Genomic DNA, 11,090 nt, shown 5'->3' with positions numbered 1-11,090 from the left:
GACTGCTATTGATCATGAAACAGATTTTAACGGTGATTTTGGTTTTATCCGGGCTCTCTTCAAATGCTCAGGTGCTTCAGCAAAGAGCGGTGCGTTTGATGGGAAGCAGGTTCGATATAACTATTGTGGCAAAAGATTCATCGGCAGCCAATGCCTATATCGATACAGTAGTCGCGGAAGTCACTCGGATAGAGCACCTAATATCTGATTGGATGCCACATACCCAGATTTCAGAAGTCAATAAAAATGCTGGTATCAAGCCAGTGGTTGTCGACAAGGAAGTCTTTGAGTTAACAGAACGGGCACTCTCTTTTTCCGAAATTACTGAAGGGGCTTTTGATATCAGCTTTGCAGCGATGGACCGAATATGGAAATTCGACGGTTCCATGACGGAAATGCCTACCCGGAAAGCCATAAAGAATTCCGTAGAAAAGATCGGGTACAAGAATATTATCTTGAATAAAGAGAATAGTTCCATTTTTTTAATGAAGGAAGGGATGAAGATAGGTTTCGGAGCACTGGGGGAGGGCTATGCCGCCGATCAGTGCCGTGAAATGATGATCAAAAAAGGTGTAAAAGCGGGAATCGTAAATGGTTCGGGAGATATGAATACCTGGGGAAAACACCCTTCCGGGGATCCCTGGAAAATCGGTATCACCAATCCCATTGATGATGAGGAGTTCCTGGCAGTTTTGTCTCTGGTGGATGAAGCCGCCGTCACTTCAGGAAATTATGAAAAGTATGTTGTGTTTAAGGGGAAGCGTTACTCGCACATAATCAATCCTAAAACTGGATATCCGGCTTCAGGGCTATCGAGTGTAACGGTTTTAGGTCCGAGCGCGGAATTTGCGAACGGTCTTAGCACGTCTGTTATGGTCCTTGGAAAGAGAAAGGGTTTGAAGCTTATTAAATCTTTCCCGCAGTACAGAGGTATATTGGTCGATGACAGCGGCAGGGCAATCGCTACAAAAAACTCGGGCATTGATATTCAATCAATAAATTCTTCATCCGACTAATCCAACAATATCCGGTATGGCAAACAATAAATCGAAATAATTTGAATACTGAATTAGGCTGACGATCTTTACCTGATGTTAGAGCTGCATATAAAAAATATGGTCTGTAACCGCTGTATAACAGCGGTTAGAAATGAGCTTCTGGCATCAGGGCTCCATCCGGTTGTTGTAGAAATGGGTGTGGTCCAATTGGAAGAAGAGGAATTGGATGAGGAGAGTCGTATTAAACTTGGCGCTAGATTGACGGATTTAGGCTTCGAGTTGCTGGACAATAATAGGACCCGGATGATCGGCCAGATCAAAACCCTCGTCATCGAAAAAGTCCATCATTCCGATGATTTAGATGATAAGGTAAATTGGTCCAAATTGATCTCTGATCAGCTTTTCCACGATTACAATTACCTGAGCACATTATTTTCCTCCGTCGAGGGTATTACCCTTGAACAGTATATTATCCGCCAGAAAATAGAAAAAGTGAAAGAACTCCTGTTTTACGATGAATTTAATCTGAGCGAAATTGCGGTTAAGCTAGGCTACAGCAGTATAGCTCACCTTTCTGCACAATTCAAAAAAATAACCGGACAAACTCCATCTCAATTCAAGAAAACACGGGCAATTGATATGAAGAGGAACTCTTTAGATCAAATTTGAGTATCTTCTTTTGGACATTGATTATTTATTTTCTGAGGCTCAGCCGAAATCCGCATACTGCATTCACGGTATAGCTATACCTTACTCTGTATAGTTTCTCACAACAAATACACGCTTCAAACAACAAACTGACTCCGGATATTATTTGCGGGTTATTTTAATGTTTGTAATCACTTTTTACACGTTACGACATCATTCTTTGCAGCCACTCCCGGGTATACCTTTGCCCCATAGTTAAAAACAAAGGATATGAAAAACAACATATATAGAACATCAAGTATAAACAAATGCGGAATGTTAAGGACATGCTTTATGATGCTCGGTATGCTCTTATTTGCTGTCGAAACACAAGCCCAAACGTCATACAAAATAACCAATGGTTCTCAAATCAAGGTGTTGGGCACATCCAATCTTCATGATTGGAACATGACTGCAAGTACCTTCACCCTTGAAGGAATTTTCAAAGTAAGAGATAGAGAGGTGCTGGACATTAAATCCCTTTCCTTTTCTCTGCCGGTGAGTAATCTTAAAAGTAAAGATGACTTAATGGACACCAGGGCTTATAAGACTTTAAAAGCCGCAGAGTTTAATAAAATCAGCTTTAAGCTTAACGATGCAGCCTTAATGCCCCAGCATAAACTTAAAGCAACCGGCAGCCTTACTATCGGAGGAGTGACAAATGAAGTGGTGATCATGTCCACTTATGTAGTGAACTCAGACGATACCATTACTTTGAAAGGCTCTAAAGCCATCAAGATGAGTGATCACAAAATTAAAGTCCCCAGCTTTATGATGGGTGCTCTAAAAACTGGTAATGACGTCACAATCGAATTCATATTAAAACTTAAAAAACAGAATAATACCATAACTCAGAATTAAACAATCAATAATGAAAACTACCATAATTAAGGCATCAGCCTTATTGATACTAAGTATGAGCGCAGGGGCATTAAATGCTCAGGAACGGGAAGACAACGTCACGCAAGTGGCTAATGTACGCCCATATGATCAAAGCGGCATCAATGTCTTTGAGGCGCCAAAGGATACAAACGCGTTCTTTAACAAATTGAAAGTCAAGTTTGGCGCTGGTTTTACCCAGTCCTTTCAAGGGCTCGAACATACGAATGCTTCCGGAGGACTTTATAATATTTCTCCGGGATTCAATACCGCAAATGCAAATCTCTATATGGACACGCAGTTGGCTGATGGAATATTGCTAAACTTAACCAGCTATCTTTCTTCACGCCACCATAACGAAACCTGGGTTAAGGGAGGATATATCCAATTTGATAAACTTCCTTTTAAAGGGCAAATATGGGATGATATCATGAAGATCGCTACGATCAAAGTAGGACATATGGAGATCAATTACGGAGATCAGCATTTCCGAAGATCTGACGGCGGACAAACCATTTATAATCCTTTCGTTGAAAACTACATTATGGACGCTTTTACTACTGAAATTGGGGGAGAGATTCTGCTGCGTAAAAATGACTTATTTGGATTGGTAGGTGTATCCAATGGTATGATTAAAGGAAATATCGATGAACTTTCTCCAAGTCCCCAGGGTGAGAACACCAATAAATCACCATCACTCTATCTAAAAGGCGGTTTCGACAAACAATTAACGGAATTAGCACGTGTCAGACTTAGTGCTTCATATTATACAAACAGCAGTTCAGGTGGATTGACCCTTTACGGCGGCGACCGTACCGGATCAAATTACTTTATGGCCATGGAACGTGCTGGCGGAACCTACTCGGTAAATGCATTTTCAGGCCGTCTAAATCCGGGATTCAGTAAGAAGATAGAGGCTCTTCAGCTTAATGGATTTGTAAAAGCAAGCGGTTTGGAACTATTTGCCACTTATGAAGCTGCAAATGGTCGGACTAAAAACGAAACTTCCGACAGGAAAGCTACACAGTTTGCTGCAGATGCAGTATATCGATTCGGGATTGAAGAAAAACTTTTCGTCGGAATCAGATACAATGCGGTAGCCGCACGATTGGCTAATGTAGCCGCAGCGGGAGCAAATCCAGGCATCGTATATAATGACGATATAAAGGTTGACCGGATTGCTTTCGGCGCCGGCTGGTTTCTTACCAGAAATATTTTGCTGAAAGCGGAATATGTTAAGCAACAATACAAAGATATTCCCGCTGCAGACTACCGCAATGGAGGAGAGTTTAAAGGATATATGGTTCAAGCCGTAGTTGGCTTCTGATGTACACCTGACACAGGCTGATCTGATTAGCCTGTTTTTTTACTCAATCTTCATTCATGTACTTTTTCCAACTTTTGCTGCTTCCGCTTTTATTGCTTCTCAAACTGGATTTGCCTGGTGGAGAAGCATATACAAGATGGGTTATAACCAAAGCATGTACTTTGAAAGTCGAAGGGAGTACCAATGTAAATAAGTTTAGCTGCGTTATCACAGGCAATTTCCGGCCCGATACTCTTACGATGAACCGCTTCAAGGGCTCTGAAATAACAAATATCAATGGTCGGATGAACCTTTATATACAGGACTTTGATTGTCATAATCCTCTGATGACCGGGGATCTCCGCAAAACTTTAAAGGCAAAAGAATTTCCTAAAATGATTATACGATTTATCAGTTTGGGGCGGTATCCTGATGGGGAATTAAAAGCTTATCCCATCAACGGGATAGTGAGTATTGAAATTGCTGGAGTTTCGAAAAAATATAATGTTGCATACATGGTCTACCATTCCGGTAAGAACAAAATGGCGCTGAGAGGAGTGCGGGAGATTAAGTTTTCGGATTTCGGCATCGTGCCTCCAAGTAAAATTGGAGGGATGGTCAAAACGAACGATAAATTGTTTGCTGAGTTTAATCTGGCTCTGCAATTATTAAACGATTAATTATATTTATTTGATGATATGAAAAGAGTGCTTATATCGGGTCTAATTGCAGGATTTGTCTTGTTCGCTGTGAGCTATGGAGGATTATATCTTAGTATAAAGTTCTTCCCTGAATTATTTATAGAATACCACAATCCCCTTTTTAAATCAGACGGAAGCAGGGACCTGCTTTTCTATTCACATGCATTCGTTTTCAGTTTTGCACTATCCTGGTTTTGGGAGCGATTTAAGGGGCTTTTTAAGGGGCCGCTTATCCTTAGGGGGATTGAATTTGGTGCTGTATACTCGGTAGTTGCTCTTCTGCCTATCATGTGGTTGACGTTCAGTTCATTAGATATTACTTTTTTAATGGTCCTTTCCTGGTTTATATATGGAATGGGGCAGGCAATTATCGCCGGAATCATTTTTGCAACAAGCAATCCTTAATTTAAATTTGCAAAACGATGACCTTATCTTATGATTATATATCAGCAGCAAAAGCTGTTGAACTCGTTCAGTCTGGTGACCGTGTCTTCATTCACGGAAGTGCCGCAACGCCCATTTGTCTTGTTGAAGCCTTACAGGCACGATATCAGGAACTTAGAGATGTTGAGTTAGTCAGCATAACCACTCTCGGTGACGTCAATTTTGATAATCCGGAGCACCGGAAATCATTTTTTTTCAATTCACTCTTTGTCTCTGAGGCGACTCGCAAAGTGGTCAACAGTGATCACGGCGACTATATTCCTATATTCCTGAGTCAGATTCCACATCTTTTTCGCAGGCAGATCCTGCCGATTGATGTCGCCCTGGTACAGGTATCTCCTCCTGATGAACACGGTTATTGTTCCTTGGGTACATCCATTGACATTGCCAGAGCAGCAGTAGATACCGCTAAGCACGTGATCGCCCAGGTTAATTCATTGATGCCCCGCACGCACGGCGATGGTTTCATACATGTAAGCAAGATTTCTAAAATGGTCAAGCATGAGGCTGCTCTGCCTGAAGTTGATTATAGCAGCAAAGTTGATGATGTGGTGGGTCGAATAGGACACAATGTCGCTTCACTAATTGAGGATGGAGCAACCTTGCAGCTCGGTATTGGCAGTATACCTGATCAGGTACTTAAAAACCTGAATTCACATAGAAATCTTGGCCTTCACACCGAGATGTTTTCTGATGGTGTTATAGACCTTATTCAAAATGGCGTTATTAATAATAGCCAGAAGCGGCTTAACGTTGGAAGGTCGGTGACAGCATTTCTGGCTGGAACACGCAAACTTTATGATTTTGTGGATGATAATCCGAGTGTGAGACTGATGGATATTAGCTATGTGAATGACACCAGTATAATTCGGCAGAATCCCAAAGTTACAGCGGTAAACAGCGCTATTGAGATTGATCTTACCGGCCAGGTTTGTGCAGATTCTTTGGGCACCTACCAGTTCTCCGGGATTGGAGGGCAAATGGATTTCATTCATGGCGCCGCACTATCACAAGGCGGGAAGCCTATCATTGCATTGCCATCGCAAACAGCGAAAGGTATAAGCCGCATTACACCTTTTCTCAATGAAGGTGCAGGGGTGGTTACCACAAGGGGCCATGTCCATTGGATTGTAACCGAGTATGGGATAGTCGACTTGTTCGGTAAAAATTTAAAACAGCGCGCAAAAGCTCTTATTTCCATCTCGCACCCGGATCACAGGGAGGCTCTTGATAGTGCTTTCCATTCCAGATTTAACAAAGAACGTTAGAGGATTAAGAACTGAAAATGCTTTTGGTGTTGGTTAAATCACGTTTTTTCATGACAAAAGTCATTTTTTGAAAGGGCCTCCGACCGCAACTTTGTGTCATAAAATAAAAGCAAATGGCAACACAAAGAAATATTTCGACACAAAGAAGTTCCGCATCTTTCACTTACAATACTTCTACGGTTGACGGCAATTCAAATGGCTTATGGGCAAAATATGTTGCATTCGTTGACGATGAAAAACCGAGGGCTGTAGCCTGGTGGCTTGGATCACTCATGCTTCACGGCTGTATTTTAGTACCTCTGACTTTCCTGTTAGTTTATTCACTGAATGGTCCAACTGGTACTTTCTTGTCGATTAGCATGGGTTTGTTCTTCATTAACGTAATCGCTAATATGGGAAGTGCTTCTTTTAGGTTTACGTTTAATTCTCTTATGGTTAGTGTAATAATTCACTTGCTGATGGTTGCGACTGTGCTGACCTCAGTTATCTAATATGGATTGACTGGTTTTTTTGAAGCCAGTGCCGCAGAAAAAACGGATATCTACCACCCTGGAAAGATATCCGTATTCTAATATTTATAGCTTTTTTGATTACAATCAAAGTCTTCTGTGATAGCAGTCATTTTTTATACAGCTTTTTAATAGCTCTTTTGGTAACAGGTTATTAAACTCAGCATGAAAACTGACATCCAGATTCAAAAAGACGTAATGGAGGAACTTGAATGGGAACCCTATTTAAATTCATCTGAAATTGGCGTTGCTGTTAAAAACGGCGTGGTGACCCTTTCCGGAACGCTCAATAGTTTTTCAAAGAAGATAGCGCTTGAACGGGCGGTCAAACGCGTGAAAGGCGTTAGGGCCATTGCAGAAGATATTGAAGTTAGTGTTTCCCCGGCACTGAGCAAAACCGATTCTGAAATTGCCGAGGCAGTTTTAAGCACTTTGAAGTGGCAAACCACCATCCCCGATGAGGATATATACGTCAAAGTAGAGGAAGGAATTGTAAAACTGGAGGGGCAAACCGACTGGGACTTCCAGCGTAGCTCTGCTAAATCAGTCATAGAGAATCTGAGTGGCGTGCGGTCCGTCATAAATCTTATCACTCTTAAGCCAGGACTTAATTCCGGGAATATTCACCAGCAAATCAATTCTGCATTCGAACGTAATGCAAGGATTGACTCCGGTAAGATTGATGTTTCGGTAAATGGAACCACAGTTATTTTGAGTGGGAAAGTCAGGTCTTTTGCCGAGAAGGATGATGCGGAGACCGCGGCCTGGCTGGCACCTGGGGTAACGGCTATCCAGAACAATCTTGAAGTGGAGTTGCCATCCTATGCTTTTAACTTATAGTGATGGAAAAATTAAAGAGGATCAGTTTCCCGATGGTTCAAACCGAGCATGGCGGATCTACTAATGAAAACTGTGAAATTCCCGTTATTTATAGCTCACAATAAATAGATTTTCAATTGTGATACTGATCATTTAAATGACTGCCATCAGTCATTTTTTGCTGCCCGGGGTATCTGCACATTTGGTTTATAAGAAACGATGTCATGAACACAGTTAGTTTGCAATCTTTCGGAGCAGCCGAAACCGTTACCGGATCCAAGCATTTACTCAAGACCCCTGATTTTAATATCCTGTTTGATTGCGGCCTTTTTCAAGGAAGAAAATCCCTCCGGGAACAAAACTGGTTAAGCTTGCCGGTTCATGTGAGCAACATACATGCTCTTATCCTTACCCATGCCCATCTCGACCATTGCGGATATATACCTTTGTTCGTTAAGCGCGGTTTTCGGGGGAAAATTTATATGAGCAGTGCTACGGCGGAACTAACAAAACTTATCCTGCTCGACAGTGCAAAAATACAGGAAGAGGACGCTGACCGTGCAAACCGTTATCATTACTCAAAACATTCGCCAGCATTAGCTTTGTATACGGTCAAAGATGCCGAAAACTCATTCGATCAGTTTGTTACCGTTGAGTTTGATGAAATAGTTTCGCTGAGCGCTAACCTGAATTTCCGGTTCAAGCAATGCGGACATATACTCGGAGCATGTTCAGTCGAAGTAAACTGTTTTAATAGAAAGATTATTTTCTCCGGGGATATAGGCCGGGTTAATAGCCCCATATTAGAGGCGCCTGATTTCTTCACTTCAGCTGATTACGCCGTTATGGAATCCACCTATGGGGATAGAGTACATGCATCAGAAGATCCCTCGGTTGAACTAGCAAAAGTAATCAACGAAACCATTAAGGTTGGTGGTAATATATTGATTCCTAGTTTCGCTGTGGGCCGCGCACAGGAGCTCATGTACCTTATCACCAAGCTGAAGGAATCACATATGATACCAGAACATATCCCGGTTTTTTTGGATAGCCCAATGGCTGCTGAGGCAACCGAGATAACTTTTAGATATCCCGAATTATTTAAAGTCACAATCGATGAATGGAACCGGGTTAAGAAAGGGGTTACTGTGAACCGGGATTCGCGAAATACGGAAGATATCATTAATTCTAAGGGTTCGAAGATTATTATAGCGGCAAGCGGGATGTTATCGGGTGGCAGGGTACTGACCTACTTAAAGCATTATGTTGGCGATACACGAAACGTAATATTCATAATCGGCTTTCAGGCCGAAGGAACACGGGGGAGGGCCCTTTTAAATCAATCATACGAACTTAAGATTCACGGAGAATATCACCAGGTGAAAGCAAGGGTTAAGGAGATCACAAGCTTATCTGCCCATGCAGACCAGAGGGAACTCCTGAACTGGGTAAGTAAATTCAAAAATAAACCCGTTCAAGTTCTGCTTGTACATGGCGAACCTTCGGCGCAGGAAGCACTCAGGATAAAAATTCGTGATACCTTTAATATTCAAGTTCATATAATGAAACAAAATCAGGAGCGTGTGCTATTCGATATTTGAGCTCCATATCTCCTGGTTTCCTGAACTTCACCACTTACGTTCAAACAACAATCTTAGTGGAGATAATGGCTTAGAAACGAGCTTGTATTGATTAATACACCTCTCTTTTATAAGTTCAATTGCCTCTTCTATTGAATCGGTAACAAGGTATAACCTTCGGTCTTCATCGGAAATTGCACCCTGGGTATACATCAGTTCAATATGCTCAATCAATTCTTTGTGAAATTCCCGGCAAAAAATAATAACCGGAAAGTCCTTGATCTTTCGAGTTTGAATTAAGGTTAGCGCTTCGAAATATTCATCCATCGTACCAAAACCTCCGGGCATTACTATAAAAGCGTAAGAGTATTTTACGAGCAGAACTTTGCGGATGAAGAAATGCTTCATGTTTACCCATCTATCCAAATACTCGTTTGGAACCTGTTCGCGTTCCAGTTTAATATTACAGCCAACTGACCTGCCGCCAACATCCTTGGCTCCCCGGTTAGCTGCTTCCATTAATCCAGGCCCACCACCGGTCATAATGGTAAATCCCAGCTTCGCAAATTCAGCAGCGATTGATCTGGTCTGTGCATAATATTCATGTCCTTCACTGAAGCGGGCAGATCCGAAAAAAGTAATGCAGGGCCCGGCAAAATGCAGTGCACGAAAACCTCTTATCATCTGAAAAAATGTTTCCACAGTGAATTTAAAATCTTTCCAGCGTGACTGCGGTCCGCTAAGGAAATTTATTTCCGATTGGCTTGTTTCCTTCATGAGAGCATTGTTTTTAATTACATACCGGGGCTTCTGTTTTTGATATTACCGGGGAAGTGATATAAGGTATATTCACGTTTAGTGAACGCCCTACCAGAAATACGCCAGCTATGAAAAAAAATGCAGGTATCATCATTTTTGGCGCCCGAAGGCGTCGCAGAACGAGGGGCATAAAGGAACTAAGTATTAAAAGCGGTGTGGTTCCAAGGCCGAAATAAAACATAAACTCGCTACCGGCTAGTGCTGATCCTGCATTTAGTGAACCTGCGATTGCCATATAAACCATCCCGCATGGGATCAAGCCGTGTAGGCTCCCTGCGACAAGCCCGCCATAGGGTTTGCTCATCCAACGTCCCATAAATGAAATGAGCGGAGCGATAAATTTTAGGTAAGCGTTGTTCGTAATTCTTTTTCGTCCAAAGAAGTGGTAAAAGGCAATGGCTAACAAAAGGGCCCCAGTCAAAAAACTCAATGCCTGTTGAAGACCCAGAATATTGAACAAGGTACCGATTGATCCAGCAAGGAATCCGAGGAGGGAATAGGTCAAAACCCGTCCCAGTTGGTACATGAATTTCTGAAATAAGGTGAACCATAAATGTCCTGTAAAAGGTATTGACATGACAAGCGGTCCGCACATAATCACACAATGCAGGCTGCCAAACAGGCCGGTAAAAAAAGCGAGGCTCTGGTAGCTCATGGCATAAGAATTTTATCCTGATAAAGGTAATTTCGTTCTTCGCCTTTGTATTCGATTCTTAATAACCAGGAACCAGATGGCAAATCAGCATTTGGAATATTGATATGGGCCCGGGTTGAATCGCTCTGGTATGATTTGTCAAAACGGGAGTCGGCCAGGCGACGGAATGTTATAGTATAGCTCACCGGCTTGGGGAAGGTTATGGAAATGGCCTCTGCTCCAGGCTGAATTATAGGCAGCATTTTGTCATTTTGCGCATCACGGCGCGCATTATAATCGAGGTCATAGGTCTGGCCTTTTTCATAATAGTCGTCTTCAATTAAAGAATCTGCTTTATGAGGTTTGATCATCAGAATCACCAATGTAATGATGAAGCCCATAAATAAAACCATTCCAATAGTCAGCTTTGTTCCCCAGTTCATGTC

At 42.0% G+C, this 11,090-nt stretch carries 13 protein-coding genes; 10 read left to right on the top strand and 3 right to left on the bottom strand.

Annotated features, from left to right (window positions below; all coding sequences use genetic code 11):
* The 10 genes from WBJ10_RS10610 to WBJ10_RS10565 form a co-directional block, all read left to right on the top strand.
* Positions 1-1,016: FAD:protein FMN transferase (locus tag WBJ10_RS10610; RefSeq protein WP_424290089.1), on the top strand; the 1,016-nt coding region annotated here is incomplete at its 5' end.
* A 75-nt stretch (positions 1,017-1,091) separates the two neighbouring features.
* Entirely contained in the window at positions 1,092-1,667 is a 576-nt protein-coding gene (locus tag WBJ10_RS10605; protein ID WP_424290087.1) for a helix-turn-helix domain-containing protein, read from the top strand.
* Between the two features lie 249 nt (positions 1,668-1,916).
* Entirely contained in the window at positions 1,917-2,546 is a 630-nt protein-coding gene (locus WBJ10_RS10600; RefSeq protein WP_424290085.1) for a YceI family protein, read from the top strand.
* Between the two features lie 10 nt (positions 2,547-2,556).
* Positions 2,557-3,891 carry a hypothetical protein gene (locus WBJ10_RS10595; protein ID WP_424290083.1) on the top strand — a complete coding sequence of 445 codons (1,335 nt, stop codon included), beginning with the start codon at positions 2,557-2,559 and terminating at the stop codon, positions 3,889-3,891.
* Positions 3,892-3,947: 56 nt separating this feature from the next.
* Positions 3,948-4,550, top strand: coding sequence for a YceI family protein (locus tag WBJ10_RS10590; protein ID WP_424290081.1), 603 nt, complete (start codon positions 3,948-3,950; stop codon positions 4,548-4,550).
* 18 nt (positions 4,551-4,568) lie between these two features.
* Positions 4,569-4,976 (top strand): hypothetical protein, encoded by a 408-nt coding sequence (locus tag WBJ10_RS10585; protein WP_424290079.1) that lies wholly within the window; start codon positions 4,569-4,571, stop codon positions 4,974-4,976.
* Between the two features lie 17 nt (positions 4,977-4,993).
* Positions 4,994-6,283: an acetyl-CoA hydrolase/transferase family protein gene (locus WBJ10_RS10580; protein WP_424290077.1), complete on the top strand. Its 1,290-nt coding sequence runs from the start codon at positions 4,994-4,996 to the stop codon at positions 6,281-6,283.
* 113 nt (positions 6,284-6,396) lie between these two features.
* Positions 6,397-6,774 carry a hypothetical protein gene (locus tag WBJ10_RS10575; protein WP_424290075.1) on the top strand — a complete coding sequence of 126 codons (378 nt, stop codon included), beginning with the start codon at positions 6,397-6,399 and terminating at the stop codon, positions 6,772-6,774.
* A 183-nt stretch (positions 6,775-6,957) separates the two neighbouring features.
* Positions 6,958-7,632, top strand: coding sequence for a BON domain-containing protein (locus WBJ10_RS10570; protein ID WP_424290073.1), 675 nt, complete (start codon positions 6,958-6,960; stop codon positions 7,630-7,632).
* A gap of 203 nt (positions 7,633-7,835) precedes the next feature.
* Positions 7,836-9,212 carry an MBL fold metallo-hydrolase RNA specificity domain-containing protein gene (locus WBJ10_RS10565; protein WP_424290071.1) on the top strand — a complete coding sequence of 459 codons (1,377 nt, stop codon included), beginning with the start codon at positions 7,836-7,838 and terminating at the stop codon, positions 9,210-9,212.
* 27 nt (positions 9,213-9,239) lie between these two features.
* Here the strand turns inward: WBJ10_RS10565 and WBJ10_RS10560 are convergent, their stop codons facing one another.
* The 3 genes from WBJ10_RS10560 to WBJ10_RS10550 are packed head-to-tail and all read right to left on the bottom strand — an operon-like array spanning position 9,240 to position 11,087.
* Positions 9,240-9,968 carry a TIGR00730 family Rossman fold protein gene (locus tag WBJ10_RS10560; RefSeq protein ID WP_424290069.1) on the bottom strand — a complete coding sequence of 243 codons (729 nt, stop codon included), beginning with the start codon at positions 9,966-9,968 and terminating at the stop codon, positions 9,240-9,242.
* A gap of 13 nt (positions 9,969-9,981) precedes the next feature.
* Positions 9,982-10,665 (bottom strand): sulfite exporter TauE/SafE family protein, encoded by a 684-nt coding sequence (locus tag WBJ10_RS10555; RefSeq protein WP_424290067.1) that lies wholly within the window; start codon positions 10,663-10,665, stop codon positions 9,982-9,984.
* Positions 10,662-11,087: a FixH family protein gene (locus WBJ10_RS10550; protein ID WP_424290065.1), complete on the bottom strand. Its 426-nt coding sequence runs from the start codon at positions 11,085-11,087 to the stop codon at positions 10,662-10,664. Before WBJ10_RS10550 ends, WBJ10_RS10555 begins: the two co-directional genes overlap by 4 nt.
* Positions 11,088-11,090 lie beyond the last annotated feature (3 nt).

It is taken from the genome of Daejeonella sp. (genome assembly GCF_049655485.1).
GTDB lineage: Bacteria > Bacteroidota > Bacteroidia > Sphingobacteriales > Sphingobacteriaceae > Daejeonella.
Note: the sequence above shows the minus strand (reverse complement) of the source record. Positions and strands in the feature narration are given on the sequence as shown.

Excerpts from the sequence above, each read along its gene's own strand:
- WBJ10_RS10605 (WP_424290087.1), top strand. The coding sequence starts at position 1,092 with ATGTTAGAGCTGCATATAAAAAATATGGTCTGTAACCGCTGTATAACA.
- WBJ10_RS10600 (WP_424290085.1), top strand. The coding sequence starts at position 1,917 with ATGAAAAACAACATATATAGAACATCAAGTATAAACAAATGCGGAATG.
- WBJ10_RS10595 (WP_424290083.1), top strand. The coding sequence starts at position 2,557 with ATGAAAACTACCATAATTAAGGCATCAGCCTTATTGATACTAAGTATG.
- WBJ10_RS10590 (WP_424290081.1), top strand. The coding sequence starts at position 3,948 with ATGTACTTTTTCCAACTTTTGCTGCTTCCGCTTTTATTGCTTCTCAAA.
- WBJ10_RS10585 (WP_424290079.1), top strand. The coding sequence starts at position 4,569 with ATGAAAAGAGTGCTTATATCGGGTCTAATTGCAGGATTTGTCTTGTTC.
- WBJ10_RS10580 (WP_424290077.1), top strand. The coding sequence starts at position 4,994 with ATGACCTTATCTTATGATTATATATCAGCAGCAAAAGCTGTTGAACTC.
- WBJ10_RS10575 (WP_424290075.1), top strand. The coding sequence starts at position 6,397 with ATGGCAACACAAAGAAATATTTCGACACAAAGAAGTTCCGCATCTTTC.
- WBJ10_RS10570 (WP_424290073.1), top strand. The coding sequence starts at position 6,958 with ATGAAAACTGACATCCAGATTCAAAAAGACGTAATGGAGGAACTTGAA.
- WBJ10_RS10565 (WP_424290071.1), top strand. The coding sequence starts at position 7,836 with ATGAACACAGTTAGTTTGCAATCTTTCGGAGCAGCCGAAACCGTTACC.
- WBJ10_RS10560 (WP_424290069.1), bottom strand. The coding sequence starts at position 9,968 with ATGAAGGAAACAAGCCAATCGGAAATAAATTTCCTTAGCGGACCGCAG.
- WBJ10_RS10555 (WP_424290067.1), bottom strand. The coding sequence starts at position 10,665 with ATGAGCTACCAGAGCCTCGCTTTTTTTACCGGCCTGTTTGGCAGCCTG.
- WBJ10_RS10550 (WP_424290065.1), bottom strand. The coding sequence starts at position 11,087 with ATGAACTGGGGAACAAAGCTGACTATTGGAATGGTTTTATTTATGGGC.